This is a genomic window from Ensifer sp. YR511 (genome assembly GCF_900103045.1).
Lineage (GTDB): Bacteria > Pseudomonadota > Alphaproteobacteria > Rhizobiales > Rhizobiaceae > Ensifer > Ensifer adhaerens.
Map to the genome: position 1 here is coordinate 11428 of NZ_FNGR01000053.1, position 18205 is coordinate 29632.

General features: G+C 59.9%; 16 protein-coding genes and 4 pseudogenes. 10 read left to right on the top strand and 10 right to left on the bottom strand.

All coding sequences use genetic code 11. The features are described 5' to 3' along the window. Positions 1–3 precede the first annotated feature (3 nt). The 4 genes from BLU15_RS36765 to BLU15_RS36780 are packed head-to-tail and all read left to right on the top strand — an operon-like array spanning position 4 to position 4254. Positions 4–849, top strand: a complete 846-nt coding sequence (locus BLU15_RS36765) for a sugar phosphate isomerase/epimerase family protein (protein ID WP_060529936.1) — start codon at positions 4–6, stop codon at positions 847–849. Next, positions 846–1715 carry a PfkB family carbohydrate kinase gene (locus BLU15_RS36770; protein WP_090302209.1) on the top strand — a complete coding sequence of 290 codons (870 nt, stop codon included), beginning with the start codon at positions 846–848 and terminating at the stop codon, positions 1713–1715. The genes BLU15_RS36765 and BLU15_RS36770 overlap by 4 nt, the downstream gene beginning before the upstream one ends. Beyond that, on the top strand, positions 1712–3115 hold the full coding sequence (locus BLU15_RS36775) for an NAD(P)/FAD-dependent oxidoreductase (protein ID WP_090302210.1): 1404 nt from the start codon (positions 1712–1714) through the stop codon (positions 3113–3115). Before BLU15_RS36770 ends, BLU15_RS36775 begins: the two co-directional genes overlap by 4 nt. 41 nt (positions 3116–3156) lie before the next feature. Further along, positions 3157–4254, top strand: coding sequence for an ABC transporter ATP-binding protein (locus BLU15_RS36780; RefSeq protein ID WP_090302212.1), 1098 nt, complete (start codon positions 3157–3159; stop codon positions 4252–4254). A gap of 1446 nt (positions 4255–5700) precedes the next feature. Here BLU15_RS36780 and BLU15_RS36785 read toward each other — a convergent pair. The 8 genes and pseudogenes from BLU15_RS36785 to BLU15_RS39785 all read right to left on the bottom strand — a co-directional run bounded on the left by BLU15_RS36785 (position 5701) and on the right by BLU15_RS39785 (position 13223). Continuing rightward, the gene (locus tag BLU15_RS36785) at positions 5701–6339 is read right to left on the bottom strand and encodes a hypothetical protein (protein ID WP_090302244.1); all 639 of its coding nucleotides are present in this window, start codon (positions 6337–6339) and stop codon (positions 5701–5703) included. Positions 6340–6929: 590 nt separating this feature from the next. Continuing rightward, positions 6930–7019 (bottom strand): annotated as a pseudogene (locus tag BLU15_RS36790) (helix-turn-helix domain-containing protein); the annotation flags it as partial. Positions 7020–7122: 103 nt separating this feature from the next. After that, entirely contained in the window at positions 7123–9300 is a 2178-nt protein-coding gene (locus BLU15_RS36795) for a mechanosensitive ion channel family protein (RefSeq protein ID WP_090302214.1), read from the bottom strand. A 122-nt stretch (positions 9301–9422) separates the two neighbouring features. Beyond that, positions 9423–9587 (bottom strand): annotated as a pseudogene (locus tag BLU15_RS40515) (esterase); the annotation flags it as partial. A gap of 527 nt (positions 9588–10114) precedes the next feature. Then, positions 10115–11350 (bottom strand): HlyD family secretion protein, encoded by a 1236-nt coding sequence (locus BLU15_RS36805; RefSeq protein ID WP_090302218.1) that lies wholly within the window; start codon positions 11348–11350, stop codon positions 10115–10117. Further along, on the bottom strand, positions 11307–11774 hold the full coding sequence (locus tag BLU15_RS36810; RefSeq protein ID WP_090302220.1) for a hypothetical protein: 468 nt from the start codon (positions 11772–11774) through the stop codon (positions 11307–11309). Before BLU15_RS36810 ends, BLU15_RS36805 begins: the two co-directional genes overlap by 44 nt. A 259-nt stretch (positions 11775–12033) precedes the next feature. Continuing rightward, entirely contained in the window at positions 12034–12609 is a 576-nt protein-coding gene (locus tag BLU15_RS36815; protein ID WP_090302222.1) for a DUF1003 domain-containing protein, read from the bottom strand. 314 nt (positions 12610–12923) lie between these two features. Continuing rightward, positions 12924–13223 (bottom strand): hypothetical protein, encoded by a 300-nt coding sequence (locus BLU15_RS39785; RefSeq protein WP_090302226.1) that lies wholly within the window; start codon positions 13221–13223, stop codon positions 12924–12926. A gap of 234 nt (positions 13224–13457) precedes the next feature. Here BLU15_RS39785 and BLU15_RS36825 point away from each other — a divergent pair. Continuing rightward, positions 13458–13682: pseudogene (locus tag BLU15_RS36825) on the top strand (hypothetical protein); the annotation flags it as partial. Between the two features lie 272 nt (positions 13683–13954). Here BLU15_RS36825 and BLU15_RS36830 read toward each other — a convergent pair. Beyond that, positions 13955–14455, bottom strand: a complete 501-nt coding sequence (locus BLU15_RS36830) for an HXXEE domain-containing protein (protein WP_090302228.1) — start codon at positions 14453–14455, stop codon at positions 13955–13957. 759 nt (positions 14456–15214) lie between these two features. Here BLU15_RS36830 and BLU15_RS36840 point away from each other — a divergent pair. After that, positions 15215–15439, top strand: a complete 225-nt coding sequence (locus tag BLU15_RS36840; RefSeq protein WP_143034346.1) for a hypothetical protein — start codon at positions 15215–15217, stop codon at positions 15437–15439. Then, positions 15411–15840: pseudogene (locus tag BLU15_RS36845) on the top strand (transposase). The gene BLU15_RS36840 and the pseudogene BLU15_RS36845 overlap by 29 nt, the downstream one beginning before the upstream one ends. Positions 15841–15995: 155 nt before the next feature. Here the strand turns inward: BLU15_RS36845 and BLU15_RS36850 are convergent. Further along, entirely contained in the window at positions 15996–16235 is a 240-nt protein-coding gene (locus BLU15_RS36850; protein ID WP_090302237.1) for a hypothetical protein, read from the bottom strand. Between the two features lie 336 nt (positions 16236–16571). Between BLU15_RS36850 and BLU15_RS36855 the strand changes: the two genes are divergently transcribed. The 3 genes from BLU15_RS36855 to BLU15_RS36865 form a co-directional block, all read left to right on the top strand. Next, the gene (locus tag BLU15_RS36855) at positions 16572–17042 is read left to right on the top strand and encodes an IS66-like element accessory protein TnpA (RefSeq protein WP_090302239.1); all 471 of its coding nucleotides are present in this window, start codon (positions 16572–16574) and stop codon (positions 17040–17042) included. Then, on the top strand, positions 17039–17395 hold the full coding sequence (tnpB, locus tag BLU15_RS36860) for an IS66 family insertion sequence element accessory protein TnpB (protein WP_090302240.1): 357 nt from the start codon (positions 17039–17041) through the stop codon (positions 17393–17395). Before BLU15_RS36855 ends, tnpB begins: the two co-directional genes overlap by 4 nt. A 48-nt stretch (positions 17396–17443) precedes the next feature. After that, positions 17444–18205 (top strand): IS66 family transposase (locus BLU15_RS36865; protein ID WP_143034347.1); only part of this gene is annotated, 762 nt, incomplete at its 3' end.

Here is an 18205-nt window from a genome sequence, read left to right on the forward strand (position 1 = left end):
CACATGTTGAAACGAACCCAGCTCATCGGTGCGAACTTCTCCTTTCAGCACCATTCCTTCCGCTGGACAGCCGAAAAGCTCAGCGCCATGGGCCTTCAGCAGATGGAGCTCTGGGGCGTCGCCCCGCATCTCGATCTCTTCCACGACAACCAGGCACGGCTTGCGGAGGTGAAGGCGATCCTCGGCGACAACGGATTGGCCGTACGTTGCTTCACGCCAGAGCAGGTTCTTTATCCGATCAACATCGCCTCCGGCGACAGCGCCTACCGCGAGGCCAGCGTCGAGCGTTTCATGCAGGCCGCCGATGTCTGCGCGGAGCTGGGAGCGCAATATCTCTTCCTGACGCCGGGCCGCGGCTTCGAGTGCGAAAGCCGACAAACCGCCTGGGCCAATTCGATCCAGTCGATCAACCGGATCGCCGCCCATGCGCGCGCGCTTGGCGTCTCCTGCCTGCTGGAGCCGCTGCAGCGCCTCGAAAGCAACATCGTCACCAATGCCGATGCGCTTGAGAGCTTCTGGCGCGCGCTCAACGGTGACGATATCGATATCGTTCTCGACCTCGTCGCCATGGCGACGGCAGAAGACAGCGTCGGCGACTATTTCGCGCGCTTCGGCAAGCGCATCGCGCATGTGCATGTCGTGGATGGAACGCCGGCGGGGCATCTTGCCTGGGGCGACGGCAACCTGCCGCTCGACGACTATATCGGGCAGCTTGGCAGGCACGGTTTCGCCGGCACGCTGACTTTCGAACCTTTCGGCAACGGCTCCTATGCGCTCGACCCCGTTTCCGCCTGGCGGCGATGCCTCGAAGCCATTGCACCCCATCTCGATGAAACGGACACAGAATGACGAAGGCCAATCCCAACCTGATCGCCGTCGGCGACAATTGCCTCGATGCCTATCTGAGCAAAGGGTTCGTCACCGTGGGCGGCAATGCCCTCAATGTCGCCGTCCAATGGCGGCAACAGGGGTTGAATGCCCGCTATTTCGGTGCGCTGGGCCCGGATGCGGAAGGCGATATCATGCTTGCCGCCATCGCGGAGGCGGGGCTTGATCGCAACGATGTCGAAATCCGTCCCGGCGCGTCTGCTGTGACGCTGCTGACGGACGATGCCGGCGAGCGACGTTTCCTTCTCGAGTCGCTCGGAGTGGGCGAGGATTATGTTCCAAATGCTGATCGCTACGAGGCGTTGCGGCAAGCCGACTGGTTGCATCTCGGCACAAATTCCAGCGAAAGGCTCATCCGCCGGCTCGTCGCCGATGGCATTCCCTTCAGCATCGACATTTCCACACGGCATTTCGACCTTTCGCTCGATGGCGTGCCGCTTGTCTTCGCCTCCGGTCCGGACGATCCGACCAAGCCGGTCGAGCCGCTGATCGCGCGGTTCAGGGCCGCGGGCGCACGACAGGTCGTCGTCACCTGCGGCAGGCGGGGATCCTTCTATCATGATGGTTCGACGGTGTTCGCGGCGGGTTCTGTGCCGGTCACGGTCGTCGATACCTGCGGTGCAGGGGACAGCTTCATCGCGACCTTCATCATGTCGCGGTTCTTCGCAGACCTGTCCGGACAGGCCGCGCTCGACAGCGCCGCCGAAAGAGCATCCGAGACCTGCACCCATCTCGGCGGCTTCCCGCAGCCCATCCGGCCAATCCCGGAATGGCTGCTTAAGAAATATGACGATGTCATCGGCAGCACCGAGAGGGCGGGAACATGAACACCATCACGATGAGGCCGCCCGTCGCGGCACCGAAGGGCGATCGTTCCTTCTGGCTGCAGAGCATTGCGGCGGATGCCGTCACGCCGCCCCTCAAGGGCAGCGCGGATTGCGACGTCGCGATCGTCGGCGGTGGCTATGCCGGCCTGTGGACTGCGCTGAGGATCAAGGAACAAGCGCCCGAAACGCGTGTCTCCGTGCTCGAAGCGGATTTCTGCGGTTCCGGAGCTTCCGGTCGCAACGGCGGCCAGGTCCATAGCTGGTTTGCCGAAATCGACATGCTGCGCGCGCTTGTCGGCGAGGATGACGCGCTCATGCTGTGCCGGGCGACCGCCGACGCCATCGAGGAGCTTAATGGCCTGCAGGCCTCCGGTGCCATCGACATGGATCTGAGACTCGACGGCTGGCTGTGGACGGCAAGTTCGACCGCGCAGGAGGGGGCCTGGGCTGCGGCCCGCGACCTCAGCCGGACGCTCGCCGAGGACCGCCTGCATCCGCTCCAGCGCGCCGATATCCTGCGCCGCACCGGCTCGGACATCTCCTATGTGGGCATCATCGAGGAGAGGGCGGGAACCGTGCAGCCGGCAAAGCTCGCCCTCGGCCTGCGACGGCTCGCCCTCGAAAGGGGGATCATCATCCATGAGCAGAGCCCGGTTCTCGAAATCGTGCCCGGTTCCACGCCGCAACTGCGCACAGCATGCGGCGTGCTTTCCGCCGGCAAGGTGGTGCTCGCCGCAAATGCCTGGCTTTCGGCCATCGCGGAATTGCATCCCTATCTCTACGTGGTTAGCAGCCAGGTCATCGCGACGGCGCCGGCGCGCGATGTCCTGGAGCAGATCGGCTGGACGGACGGCGCCTCGATCTGCGATGCGCAGCAGCATGTGCTCTACTACCAGCGCACGCCCGAGGGCACCGTCGTCTTCGGCCGGGGCACGGGGGGCATCGCCTATGCCGACCGCATTGACGCCCGCTTCAATCGCAGCGGCGACGGCGGCGCCGACAATATCCGCGAGATGCACCGGGTGTATCCTGAGTTGAAGCATGTGCCTGTCCTTTACGACTGGAGCGGCCCGATCGATTGCACGGCGCAGCACCTGCCGGTCTTCGGCCATCTGAAGGACCACGCGAACATCTTTTACGCGATGGGCTTTAACGGTACGGGCATCGCGCAAACGCCCGTCGCCGGCCGCATCATGGCAAGCCTTGTGCTCGGGCGTGACGACGCCTGGAGCCGGTGTGGGTTGGTTGGCATTGAAAAGCGCACGCGGCTTCCGCCCGAGCCGCTGCGCTATCTCGGCGCGCGCGTCGTGCGGCATGCCATCCGGCGCAAGAACGATCTCGAGATCATCAACAGAAAGCCGGGTCCGGTCACGCGGTTCCTGGCCGGGCTCGCGCCCTGACGGCGCGCTGTCTTGCAATTGCAAATAACGGAACGGGAACGATGGCCGATTTATCGCTGAGAAACATTCGCAAGGCTTATGGTGATCTCGAAGTCCTGCACGGCATAGACCTTGAGATGAGGTCGGGCGAGTTCATCGTCTTCGTCGGCCCGTCTGGGTGCGGGAAATCCACTCTGCTGCGCTCGATTGCCGGCCTTGAGACAATCACGTCAGGCGACCTCGTCATCAATGGCGAGCGAATGAATGCCGTCGCGCCCTCCAAGCGCGGCATCTCAATGGTGTTCCAGTCCTATGCGCTTTACCCGCATATGACCGTCTACGAGAACATGGCCTTCGGACTGCGTATCGCCGGAACGCCGAAGGCGGAGATCGATATGCGGGTGCGAAAGGCGGGCGAAATACTCCAGCTCGACGAGTACCTACAACGCCAGCCGAAGGCGCTTTCCGGCGGGCAACGGCAGCGCGTGGCGATCGGGCGTGCCATTGTGCGAAATCCGCGGGTCTTTCTATTTGATGAGCCCCTGTCCAATCTGGATGCCGCGCTGCGCGTCGCCACCCGCATTGAGATCGCCAAGTTGAAGCAGAGCATGCCGGAAGTAACGATGATCTACGTCACCCACGACCAGGTCGAGGCGATGACGCTGGCGGACCGTATCGTCGTCTTCAAGGACGGCAACATCGAGCAGGTCGGCACGCCGACCGATCTCTACCGCAAGCCGGTGAACCTCTTCGTCGCGCAATTCATCGGCTCACCGGCAATGAACATCCTTAAAGGTAAGGTCGTGGGCCGTTCCGCGACATCGGCACGCTGCCAGCTTGACTGCGGTGTGGTCCTTGATATTGAGGCAGAACGTGGCAGCCTTTCAAGGGGCGAGGCGATCAGCGTCGGCATTCGCCCGGAAAACATACGGATAGGCGACAGTCATGGGACGGATCCGACATTTGCCGGAACCGTCGATCTCGTGGAGCATCTCGGCGAGGTGCAAATACTCTATCTGGACCTGAACGGCGCCCGTGAAAAGTTTTTGGTCAAGGTCGATGGGGAGAGGGCTTTTTCACGCACGCAGAGCGTTAATTTCACCGCACGCCGCCGGGATATCCACATCTTCGACACTGCGGGAAGAGCCGTTCGAAGCTAGATGAACCGATCTTGCAGCCATCAGTTCGGGAGGCTCTTGCCGGGATCAGGCAGGCAGACGATCCCGATATCTGGGCCGCCTGCAACAATAATCTCGCGTCTGCGCTTCGCTGACTGGCATATGCATCACCGACAATCGACAGGAACAGGCTCTTGCGTGCGGCAGCAACGGCTTGGGGTGATGTGCTTCAGGTGCGCAAAAGAGAGGACAATGAGTTATTGTGGGCGCGAGCGAGTGCAAACGTCGCCCGCGCAGTCTCCGATTTGTTTCACTACCTGCTCATGGAGGATGGTGGCGAAATTACAGAGCGCGTGCGAGAGGTGGCGAGCAATGCGGCCACAATGGCGGTCCGCGACGTCGTCGCGGAGGTGTCTGACCCCGCATCGGCTGCGTCGGCAAAGCCAAGTTTGACGGCTGCGGCGGTAAATGCAGCCAGGCTGAACAAGCGACGGCGTTCAAGGTGGAATTCTACGGACATCGATCCGGCTGCTTGGCTGGTCCATTCCGTTAATACCGTTGCACCACGAGTTTGCGCGGAGCGTGCGAGATATACATTGGGAGGACCGTCCCTCACGATCCATGTCGACCGCGTAGACGACCATGCTCCCGGCAAACAACCTCCCGCACACAAAAGGCGCTTTGCAAATCTCGCATTTAGACAACGGTCTTGCTCTGGAACATCGCCTTGCGGAGGGGGTTTAATAGGATCGTTGTAAAAAAGGACGTTTTGCCATGCCAACCCATCTGGATAAGGGAGGCGACAGAGTCGGGACATCGAATGGTAGGAACCCACTGCCAACAGGATTGGGATTTCTCAGGCGCGCTGTCTTACTTGCAGTTATTATCGGTTTAACACTTGCAGTAATTGCGTTCACAATATCGCGCTCCTTGGAACCAGGCAGTGACCTCGGCAGCAATCAGCAAACGGTTGTACCAATAGGTACCGATAAGGCGAAGTGAAGTTGAAGCACCCACGAACGGCCAAGCGACATCCGCTCGAGCAACGGTCGGAGCCGTGGTGACGCATGCGTAACGCCTCACGCGCGAACCCGATCGGATTGGACCGCGGGCGGGTCAAGAATGCTTGTGGGTCTACTTCAACTGTAGCGCGCTCATAGATAACGACGCTTTCTCGTGCACTGTTTACCGAACGTACGGCCGGCAGAAGCATGCCACTGTTCAAATGCTAGTTTGATGACACGGCCGGACGCAAGATTTCGTTCTGGCAGGTACGTGTCGTTCATCTTGTTGCAATCTTCGACCTGGCCCGGCGGAACGACATGGGTTTCAGGCTACCGACAGGCGGGGGTAACGAACTAGCGTGGCTCTCCGGGAAGTCCGGATTCGCTGGATCGACCGAGATTTTGCCCGAGAATTCCTTCCTTGAAGGAACGTGCACATCGATACGGTGAAAGTGAAGGCACGAAAGTTCCACCGACGGCACGCCTATCGAAGGAGACCGTCGCTCCCGAATTCGTCCCATCCGCTCAAGCCGGTCGCGGCTTCGTCGGCTCGTTCGCTTGGTTTGACTTTTTCCTTTTTCTTCAGCGACCGCGTCAACTTCGCCTGATACGCGGCCCGCCTGCGATTTTCCGCTTTCGCCGCTATATCTTCTTCTCGCCACTCATCCACGGCGCCACGGTCGAGTAGATCTTCGACGACACGAGGATCGAATATGTGAAAGGTGATCTTCCTTGCGCGTCCTTGTAGCCTCACCGTTCGCGTCCCGGCGCTGGGCAGACGACCGTCTGCGAGCCAGCGCTTCCGCTCTGATGCCGTGATCGTCAGAATATCCTCGATCTCTCGAGGAATGATCGGAAGGTTTGCGATGCCGTCCACCGCGCTGGAGACGGCCGATGCCGTAGCTTTGAATGCTGTCTTCGAAGTCTCTGGCATGACGAGGATCAGCCCGCCTGGCTGCATTTCCAGCGACTTCCGGATCGTGGATGGTAGCCGGGACCGGATTTCCTGCAGAATACCCTTAAGCCTGACACCAGATCCGAGGGTCGCCACCACGGGAAGCGGCCACTCCCTGATCAGTTCGGGATCGTCACTTTCCTTGCTCTTTGTCTTCGTCTTGGGCATTCCGCAGGAGATGGTGTTGAAGGGGCCGCGCGTCAACGGAGCTTGGGATGATTTGCCACGTTCCCTCCTCATATCTGTGTCGATGCCGAGTTGGTTTCCGGTCATGGGACCGCAAAACCCCGTTTAGAACTGAGGAGATGCCCATGTTCCGGCGGACGGCCGGGACAGACGACACTGACCGGGTGAACTCTTTACCAAGCTACACATCGACACCCGAGAAACGTTCATCAGGGACAGCAGGCAGACCGGGATTTCTCAGCGGTCCGGTCGCAGCGCTGTTAAATGATTGACAAAACCCGGTTGGGATTAAGTTCACGATGCCAGGGGCCTTAGAGGATGTGCCAGACAGGGTACCCGACGTTCCTATGTCCGTCGTCGGTCGAAACAGCGTGCAGGTCGACCGCGCAATGATCTTCGCCCACCGCTTCGGCTCCGATCAGAATATGTGGCGGGTGGTCACTCCAGCGGCGCCTGCGAGCGCCATTCCAGTCATAGCCCATCAGGTTCTCCCTGCGGTGAACTGCGCGCGTTGATCCTTCGACGGCAGTGTTGTCCTAGGACAGCATCTCGAGACCGTGTTTCCGGACGATCTAAAGCAGCTTCAATGCGGGGCCGCTCGGCCGCTTCGCGCCGGTTTCCCACCTTTGCACTGTCGATTCCCTGGCGTTCAGGTATCGCGCGCCGCCCAGGTCATAGTTGCGCTGCCGCTAGCCGTGACCCTTCTTCCCCGCGAGAGGTCGCTGCCGGCACACTCGATGAGCGCGCCGGAACGAGGTCCGCTCTTCACTCGGATGCGGCCGCAGCAACAATCGCCTCATTATGTTTCGCCAGAGCTTGCTGGGCGGCCGCAGCGACGTCCGAACCCCTATCGCCCGCGACCTGAACTGTCGGGAACGCAGGTTTGATGTCGTTGTCGTGAAACGCCTTGTTGATCATCATCAGCGCGCGGCGCTTAAGCATGAACTGTTCTCCGGGCACGGTGGTGAACTTCATTCGCAGGATCAATCCGGAATCGCCGAGGCTATCAATACCCTGCATCTTCAGGGGTTGAATGGTGATTGCTGCAAACTCCGGATCGACCAGCAATTCCTGCCCAATCTTTTTGATGATCTTGCGTGCTTTGTCCACGTCGGTGTCGTAGCCGACGGTAACCGTGAGCTTCTCGACGACCCAATCCCGGCTCATATTCTGGACCGCGCCAAGCTCGCTGAAGGGAACGATATAGATCGCGCCCCGGTGGTGACGCAGCTTCACCGACCTGAGGCTGAACGACTCGACGGTGCCCTTGTAGCTGCCGCTTTGGATGTATTCCCCGACCCGGAACGCGTCGTCGAGCAGATAGAACATGCCGCTGATTACGTCCTTGACCACCGTCTGTGCACCGAAGCCGATCGCTACACCGACGACACCGGCGCCTGCGATCAATGGAGCAATCTCAACGCCGAGCGACGACAGGGCCATCATAAGGGCGACCGCCACGAACAGGATCATTAGGACGTTTTTGAGGATTGGTAGAAGCGTCCTGATCCGGGCGCGCTTGCGTTCGCGTTCACTCCCGATTTCGTGGGCCGTTTCCGTCTCGCCAAGCTTCCGATCGATCAGCACCTTAACGATGTTCCAGACAAGGTCGATTGCAAGCAGGATGATGCCGGCACTCAACGCTCCGCGCATCAGCCTCAATGCAGCCGAATCCTGTGCGGTAATCCCTGTCAACTCGATATCAAGCACCTCCGCCAGAAGGACAATTGCACCGACGATAAGCGCTGCGCGAATCCCACGCTCGACCATCACCGATATTACCCCCGGTCTGGTTGGACCTTCGGCATCGGCCAGACTGCTCGTCAGGAGATTGTCGACGGAAGCGCGCGTAAGGGCGATCGCGCCGGGAAGTGCGGCGGCAACGACTGCGATCCAGAACGGCTTCATGGCACCCGCCACCCAGAGAAGCCAAAGTGCAACAAAATAGCCAGTCCAGAGCCAGTTTCGGGCGCGTAAACCTATCCTGCTGAAGCGGCTTGCGTGCTCAGCTGGGCGATGGACCATTGGACGCTTCCACACGGCCTCGATGCCTAGAAGGAGAAGGACGATCCCCAGCGTATAGGCCGCCACCTGCCGCGACGGGTCGGCAAAGCCAAGCGTGGTGAGAAGATGAACAGTGACGGAACCAATAGCATACCAACCCACCAAGTAGCCCAGCCGCTTCGTCCAATGCGAAGCCGCCTGATCGGAAACCGGTATGACCCGAAACCGTTCTGCATTTGCGAAGCCACCGGATCCAGACGGTGCAAGGAGGAAGTCGAAAGCGACGCGTGCGAGCCGGAAGATCACCACTGCGAACAGGTAGCCGACAACGATTTCGCGGACCACCGGCGACCAGTCGAAGGCAAGGAAGAAACCAAGGCTCCCCAGCGCAAATGCGAGCACGTAACACGTGCCCCATAGCAGTCTCGCCGAAATCGCCACCAGCTTGTCGCGCACAGTCAGGAACCGCAGCGAAGCGATCCAAGCACGCCAGCCTCGGCTGAGCCACCAGAAGCACCATTGTGCGGCCAACCCTGCTGCGATGAAAGCGAGCACAAAGACGATGGGACGTGCACTGCGGCTGGTATCGAGCTCGCTCTGCAGGACGGACGCCGCGCGAGCGGTTTCGGCCGGGAACGCGCGGAAGCCTCCGAGAAGCTGGGCTGCTCGCGCACGAAAGATCGAAGCAAAGCCGGCATAGGAAACAGGTCCATTTGCAACGGCAGCCGGCGCCGCTGCACCACTGGTGGGTTTCGCGCTCAGTAGCCAAGATCGCACCTGTGGGTCATCCACAAGTTCGAGGAAACGCTGAACTTTCTCTGCCTGGACCGGATCTGGAGCCGTTTCCTGTGCGGAGCCTGGCGAAGATAAGAAGGCCAGTGCGGCCACAAACGCGAGCCCGGCCAGCGCCAAGCGGATGAATGTAGACATTCGATTCATAAACAACGTTTGCATCTTGGGTTCTCGCTTCCCGGGTGTTCCGGTTAATTTCTACAGTCTGTGGCAGAAGACTGACACGCTGGCTTAGTCTGCGATCTTCCAACTATCTTGGGCGGCCCCCATCCGGCGGCGTTTCCTGCGGCTGCGACGGTGCCTGTTGTGGGTGCGAGGATCTTATCGCCAACACCGACGCGGGTATCCGTTAGTGTTTGCCCGTCGGAGATGCGCGCGCCGATCAGCCGGACGATTTCGGGCGACGTGGCGAACTTTCCGTGATTGAGACAATCACATTCCAATGAACAACAAGTGTCGCACGAAGACCCGCGAGCCGGATTTAGACGAGCCGTGGGCCAAGGTTCCTTTACCCATGTCTGTTCCTCTCATAGCAAGGGCGGTGAGGTTCCGTAGCAGGAGAATCGAGCCACCGGTGATGGGCATCGCAGACCCCACACCGAGCTCGACACGACTCCAAGTCTGCCCGACGGGCTAGTGGCCACAACCTCTAACAAATCCCCTCAGCAGGGGCAGGAATTTCCCGGATTATAGCACGGTGTGGATGGGAAACGACGATTTGGCGCCGCGCGGCCAGTCTTGGGATGTTCGGCGCCGCCGGGAGCGCCACACACGAACGACTTCGACGATAGGTATTGGGGGCCGTCCGTACCCTCTTCGGCGTTTGCCAACGTGCGCCTTGACCCCTTTGTGTTGTTCTACGGCCTCAAGCGCCCGCGCCTGCCAATCCGTCAGTTCGTTAGCAGCTAAGCAGCATTTGTCTCATGTCTGCGCCCTTCCACGGACCAAGCTTCACTATGCCTCAATGCCCTCCCAGCACCAGCGTCTGCACCGGCAGCACCAGCGCCTGCATGCGCAGGATCATCGCATGGACCAGACCGACGGTATCGACTACGTGCAGGTAGACCCAGCGGCCAGTGCTGATGTCAGGCGACTCCAGTTCGTCATGGCTGTTGGTATAGGCATTGGCAATGCAGGTGCTGCCCGGAGGCACGTCATCGAGCACGCCGGGATAGAGCGGCTCCATGAAAACGGTCAGGGTGCCGGGCCGCGAAATATTCGAAATATCGATCAGCTGATCGCTGGCGCGAACCTGGCCAGAGGCAATCACCTCCTGCACCTCGGTGACGACGAGCGGGATGATGGTGAAAGGCTTGCCGACGCAGGTCGCCTCGCCGATCATGCCGACCTTGATCACTTGCGTCTCGATCTGGCCGAAGCCGGCAACCAGCCACGGCTTGCCACCGTTACCTTCAGGCACCAGAACGCCCGCCGGCCGCAACATTGGATTGACCACTTCGCCGACCCGGAGGGTGAACTGCTGCAGCGTGCCAGACACGCCGGCGCGCACGGTGGTCTTAGTGATATCGACCTCCGCCTGCTTCAAGGCCGCTTCGGCGCTGGCCTTCTGCGAGGGCAGCAGCGACTGGAGCTTGGTCTCCAGCGTCTGCTTGTTGGACTGGGCGGCGGTAAGCGCACCCTTGCTACCTTCCAGTGCGACTTGTCGACGCTCGATCTCGCGCCGTGCGACGACATTTGGGTTCAGCTTGTTCAGTTCGACCTGGGTGTCGTATTCGTCCTGGGCCTGCTGCACCGCCGCCTGTGCCTGCACAATCGCGCCATCGGCAGCGACCAGCTCGGTGCGCGAGACAGTCATCTCGGCATCGACTTCGGCGATCTGGCGGCGCGCTACCTCGGCGGCGGCTTCCTCTTCCGAGCTGTCGAGCTTGAACAGGGGCTGGCCGGCCTCCACCTTGTCGAAGGCAGTGACATAGATTTCGGAGACCCGTCCGCTGGTCTCGGGCAGCACCGCGACGGTGCGGAACGCCGCGTTCACGTGCGACGTCGACGGATGGAAGTAAAAGATCAGCGTGATCAAGGAGATCGTCAGGAGGATGCAGGCGGTGATCCCGTAGCGCAGTTCGAACCAGACGGAATAGATCGTGATCTCTTTGCCGAACCTCTTGCCCTGGACATAGCGGCGGAGGAGATAATCAGGAAGGATTGTCAGCATCGAGCAAAGCATGAATTCGAACATGGTTAGGCCTACCCTTCCACCGACGGCTGACTGGATGCGGCGGCAGGACCGCTCGCCAAGGCTGCCGGCTCAGCGGCGCCGGCGGCGTGTCCGCCTTGCCGGCAATCCTCTCCAGCGAGCGTGCGATCGAACCAAGCGGCGAGGAGAAGTCCGGCAGGTCGATCAGCGCCAGGATCAGGGTGGCGATCCAGAAGATGTGGTTGCGGGTGAGCAGCGAGATCAGCCCCAGCACGGCCACCAGCTCGTACTGGACCTTCTGGCTCTTGTGGGCGAGCGTCTCTGGCAGCGAGTGCAGGGGGAGATCGAAAGTGCCGATCGCGAAAATCGCCAGGATCATGAAAGCGACGACGACGTTGAACAAGACGTCGGTCTGTCCTGGCGCCGTGATGAATGCGGGCAGATGGTGGATCGCAGTCGAATGCACTAATTCTGCCCACCGCGTTTTCCTCAAACCTGGTCAGATTAGTCCCTATTTCAGATGATTATCATACAATTGATACTTGTACAGCGGAAGCTTCTTTAGGCTTCCCATCCGGGCTGAAATTGCGAGGTGTTGCGGCGGGGGAGCTTGTAGCGGCACACTTCGACGACATCAGCTACGACTTGCATTTTGACGGGCAGTCGGGCCCGAATCCATAAACGTGAAATCCGACAGCGCGCGGCCGTTAGCGGGGAGCAAAGTTCTATTTGTCGCGATTGATGAGAAGCCCCGCCAGCAACTCGATATGTTGTTGTTGCTTATCAATCAGCGATTTCAGCTCGACGTCGCGCATTTGATCCAGCTTGTCATGCAGCGCCATAATCTCAATTTCCGCCTTCAGGTTAACCTCATAATCGTGTGTCGCATCGACCCTGTCTTTGGTTGAGTGCCTGTTCTGGCTCATCATGATCACGGGTGCTTGAACGGCTGCCAGCATCGATAAGATGAGATTGAGAAAGATGAAAGGATATGGATCGATGGCGTGGGTTGTTGCAAGGACATTCGCTCCGACCCACAACGCAAGTGCTAGCGCGAACGTCATGATGAAGGCCCACGAGCCACCGAACTCGGCCACTTTGTCCGCCAAACGTTGCCCGGACGTCAACTTCTCGTCAAAAGAGCGATTCGGGTCCCGCGCTATCGCGCGCCGGGTAAGATGGCGCTGAAAAACCGCGCGTTCCCGATCCGTAAGCAACTCGGCGGGCTTTCCCAAATAGCGGCTCGCACGGTCCGCAATCTCTTGCAGTTCGTCCCTGTTCTCTTCTGTTTGCCTGGACATATCTTCCTCCCAGATTCCGTCGTACCCGCTGTCGCACCTTCACCAAATCACGGGTTCCGCATAGGAGCAACAATCGCAAGCAGACGGTCACTCCAAAGCTTGAACCATTGTGCCCACCGCGTTCCTAGCGTCGTTGGCGATGATCCATGCCAACAGGAAAGCTTGTGAGCCTGGTTCATGGGAGTGGACCGGGGTTTTGTCGTCTCATCCGCGCAGCATGACATTGTCGACGCGCACTGCCTGGAGCGATTCTGGTGCGAAAACACTGGACCGTACGCCCTTGGTGCCGCACGTCAGGGGACGCCGGCGCCGTCTCACTCGCCCATGTGGGCCTGCTCCTCGTTGTATAAATGAAGATCGGTGGGTGAGATGAAGATTAGCTCCGGCGTCGGCAGCCGCGGCGGAAGGTTTGAGGGCTCTTCCTCGCTCGTTTTCGGCAGATCGGACAGGCGTCCGCGCCGAGAACTCAGGCCCTCTTTTTGGATGCCTGTTGCTTGACACGGATCCGTAGAGGTTTGCCTTCGATATGCTGGATATCGAAGGCGTTTGTCCTGCACAAGATCGCTGAGCTTGCGAAAGCCGTAGGTAGGCGGATCGAAGTTTTCGCTTTCCACGGCGGCTCGAGTGTGTTCCCCACCTGCGATACTCCGGCGGCATAGCGAACAAAAGGCTGGACCACTCGCTGTGATCGCAGGACCCGCCCAATTCCATTGCCTAGTCTCAACGTGATACAATCCACCTCGTTACTCCGGGGCGTTTGCTGCTTACCCGTCGGCGGTGGCATTTCGCCGGGAATCAGGAACATAGAGACCCAGCGAGCGTTTAGATTCATCCACTGGGAGGTGATGATGACGAAGCGCTCCCTTACCATGTCGCCTGAGGTGCGCGCGGCAATTGCCGCGTTTCTGAGCGCGTGCCAGAAAGAAGCCCGGCCCTTTGCCACGTCTGAGGCCCTAGGGGCAGTCCGGAGTATATTCCCTGATCTGGATATTTCCGACACGGATCTCATGGATGCAATCACCAGCGAAGCATTCGTGGCTGGTTTTGACGTGGATACTCCGAATACTGTTTCCGGGGAATGATAGTGAAGGCGGCGCACCGCGGACCGAAAATCAACGGCATTAAGTAGCTAAGACCACCAAAAGCGACTTACGCCTCTGAATTGAACAGAAAAAGCATTCCATAATGCTGCTGACATTGATCGGGTCAGTGACAACGTTGCGAGGTAGCTGTCATTGCGCTTCGCCCGCAAAGCGCCAATAGCGGTCATTGCGTCCCAATCGAATTCGACTAGGCCTTTACTGGTATCTCAACAGGGGAACGCTTTGAAATTGCTTCGGCTCTCTCACCCCTTCGCCGAGTTCTCTGGGAGGCCGAGTCGAGCTCGATGACCCCGTGGGTTCCACCGCTCCAGCTCCTCTGGAGCGAATGGATACGGCGAGTTTTTGTCGGTGAGAAGCGTGAAGCCCACCCACATGATCAAGACCGCGCTAAAGAAGGCGAAGTAGCCAAAGCCGGCGGCCCAGTTCCAGAGCAGCACAGTCTGGTGGGAATACACCTCGACGAGGTACCACACGTTGAGAGGCAAGTATAAGAATAGCACCGTGACCATGCCGGGGTTGTAGAAGTACTTGAGCTTGATGTTGAAGGCGATGGCGTGAACGATGACCTGTCCGAACCCGAATAGCACGATCCCGAAGCCCATCCAGATGGCGTCGGGGAAAAGACCGGCATGAGCGTGACTGGGTAAGCCGCCCAAACGTTGATGAACAGGTTGTTGTTCTGGTTGAGCGGATTCCGATCGAAAGGGCCGCCTTTTGGCCTGATTATTTCGTTGTAGTACCATGGAAAACCGCCAGGCCAGCCGAGTTCCTCGAACTGGTGCAGCGTAAGAGCCGCGAAGAAGATCAGCAGGATGATCTGCACCGTCTGGAGATTGCCAAGGAGAGCGACCGCGATCGCGATGGCTCCAAACGCGAGTCCCAGGTTGTACCAATGCCTGCGAAGGAAATTCATTCTGCACACCTCTGATTTCTGCAGACGCGCCTTGTTATAATCAAAGACTTTCCAAGCAAGCAACGTGGCTTGCGTTGCACTGGTACTTGGCGCTGAATTGACCGGGCTACAGTGTAGGCAGTCGCACCCGCCTCACCGTAGAAAGTGATCAGGGCTGACCCGTAGCCTAGCGCCAGGCAGTGCCGCGTCATACTGGCATGCGCTGATCTCCCGCGGCCGCTTTAGGCCGCCGATCCGCTGTGCCTGCTGTCGACCTCTGGAGCCTGAACATGACGCTCATCGCCATCGCTACCGCCGCCATTGCCCACCGCAGCCACGCTTCGGTGTTGGCCGTCAGTGACATGGGCGGGGGCTTGGAAATACGCCCGGCCTTCCTCCGGACCGCGGAGGGGTTGAGCCATGGCGAACCCCGAAGACACGCCCAAGGGCCAGCACTTCCTGCTGTCGCCAGAGTGCCGAACGCTGACGGTGCTCGATCTCGCCAGGATGCGGGATACGACTGCCTACAACTGGTTTAAGCGTCTGTGCTGGCACGAGACGGAGGACGAGCCTTATTGCCCCAAAGTGCGGAACGCTGCGCTGCCACACGATGAGCCGCAACCGCTTCAAATGCACCGAGAAGACCTGTAAGGTCGTGTTCAGCGTCACCTCTGGCACGGTGTTTCATGCACGCAAGCTGAACTTCAAGGAGATGCTCATCGCCATCTGGTTCTCGGCGAACTCGGTGAAAGGCAAGGCGGCGCTCCAGCTCTCGCGCGAGATCGGCGGCATGGCGCAGGAAGGAGATGGTGCTCGATGGCCAGGTCGAGATTGACGGCAAGTACGCTGGCGGCCACATCCGTCCTGAAAACAAGGCCGAGGATCGCATCGACCGCCGTCTCAGGAAATACCAGAACATGAAGCGTCTGTGCGCTCTTGCGATCCGCCAGCGCGGACTGGGAAGCCAGAAGTTCACCCGGATCATCCGAGACGAAGAGGGCAACGCAGCCTGGGCGGCCGTCCGGGATCACGTGTCGCGGGAGGCAGCGGTCTTCGCGGACGAGCATGGCAGCTATAACGACCTGATTGGCCTGAACGAGCAGCAACGCGTCAACCACTCAGGCCTATCAGACCGACGACGGAACGAACTGCAACCAGGTCGAGAGCTTCTTCTCGCGGGTCCAACGGGCATACGTCTGTATCCACCATCGGTTTTCGTTGAAGTACTTCGAATAGTACGTGGCCGAGCTCGCGTGGGGCGAGGACTGCCGCCAGGTGGGTAACCGAGGCCATACGTGCCAGGTGCTGGGCAAGGCACTCTTTCGCTCGACATCACGCTATCTGTGTGGGTACTGGCAGGGCAACAAGCCGCCGGACCTGATCTGGGAAGGCTAAGCGACGATCTCCCACAGAACCTTCCGCCCGTCGAACTGAGCTGACTGCCGAACGCGTCCTATAGTCGTCAGTTGGGGCAGCGGCTTGGCCTTTCGGGAGCGGTTACCCTGTTCAGGTCTCGTCAGCGCCGATGCCTGATGGTCGGGGTCGTAGCTCAGGATGACGCGATCCAGCGCTCTCATCAGTTCCTGAATGTCGACCCGCTCCCTTTCAAGCTGCTGCAGCCTGTCAGTCAAGGCGGCTCGCTTCTGCTTCTACTCATACGCTACACTCATTCGAGGCCCCGTTTTCACCGAAACGAGGGTAGTCGCGATGCCATTTCAGGTCTGGTGGTTTTTGCTACCTAATGCCGAAAATCAAGGCATGGGCGGTAATGACAGGGATGATAGAAGGCGGCAGGCAAGAGCAACCAAGGACCGTAATGAGTTGCTCTAGGACGGTCCTGGGGACCGGCCCCGGTGGGGCCCACGCAAAAGCGCGATCCGATAGGGTGTGAGCGCTACGAACAGCCCACCTTTCCTTTTGTGATCGAGGCCGCGAGATAGGCTCCTTCACCGATAGGAGCGGACAGGATGGTTGGAGATCGCGCTGATGCCATGCTTGAAGTCATGGATGAAGGCATGCATGAAGCCAGGCATGAAGGAAAGTATCGTCGGATCGAGGTGATCACCGGTCGACGCCAGCGGCGGAATTGGACTGACGAGGAGAAGGCGCGGATCCTTGCGGAAAGCGCAGAGCCCGACGTGAACATCTCGGCCGTTGCCAGGCGCTGGGGCGTCAATCGCGGCTTGCTGAACGTCTGGCGTCGGGAATCTGGGTTGACCTCTCGTCGCTCTGCCAGTACCTGCGCGCAGCAGGCAATGTTCGTGCCGGTGACGGTGGTTGGCGATCGAACGTCTTCCGAGAACTCGGCGTCGGATGTCCCCCACTACGCCACGGGTCGTATTGAGATCGAGATTGCCGGCGCGCGCATGACCGTGATCGGCTCGGTGGCGCCCGAGTTGGCGCAGGCGATCGTGGCGGCGTTGCGAGCACGCCGGTGATCGGACTTTCGCCGAATGGCGTGAAGATCATGGTGGCGACGCAGCCTGTCGACTTCCGGCGCGGCATGAATGGCCTTGTTGCGCTGGTGGCATCAGCCCTTGCGGCTGATCCCTACTGTGGTGACGTGTTTGTGTTCCGCGCCAAGCGGTGCGATCGCCTGCGCTGCATTTATTGGGACGGATCAGGCATGATCCTGGCGACGAAATGGCTGGAGGCAGGCAAGTTCGTTTGGCCACCGATCCGCGATGTCGCGATGCAGATGAGTAGCCAGGAGTTCTCACTTTTGCTGGCCGGTATTGACTGGACGCGGGTCAAGAGAAACACCGTAAAGCGGCCAACGAAAGCGGGCTGATCCTATTGGATTTGCTTGAAGATTCAGGATCATGTGCTAGGGTCTGCCATGCCGCTTCGACCCGATCCTTTACCTCAGGACGCCGCGCAATTGAGCCGGATCATTCTCTCGCTCGATGCAGAGAATGCCGACCTCAAGGCGCGCGTTGCCTTCCTGGAGGGTCAGCTCTTTGGACCGAAATCGGAGAAGATGACGGCGATCGACCCGACGCAGGCGATGCTTGAGCTTGGCGATCTCAGCGACATTCCCGCGGCGGCCAATGACGATGTTGCACCCGTCGCCGAGGTGACAAAGCAGGAGCGGCGATCGCCGTCGCGCAACATCGGTCGTTTGCCCAAGCATCTCCCACGGTATGAAGAGCTCATCGAGCCGGAGAGCAAGATTTGTCCGTGCTGCTCGTTCGAACTTCATTGCATCGGCACGGATGTCAGCGAGGCGCTCGACATCGTGCCTGCGGTTGTCCGGGTGAAACGGACAATCCGGCCGCGCTATGCATGCCGGGCCTGCGAGAGCGTCATGGTCCAGGCTTCGGCGCCGGCGCGCGTAATGGATGGCGGCATGGTGACCACCGCATTTGCCGCCCATGTCGCCGTTTCGAAGTTCGCCTGGCATTTGCCGCTGCATCGCCAGGCGCAGATGCTTGCCTCCTGCGGCGTCATCATCGATCGCGGCACGCTCGGCGCCTGGGTGACGCGGGTCGCCTGGTGGCTTGAGCTTCTCTATGATGCGCTGCTAGCATTTATCCGCTCCCAGCCGAGGGTATTTTGCGATGAGACCCCGCTGCCGCGGCTTGATCCAGGGCGCAAACGA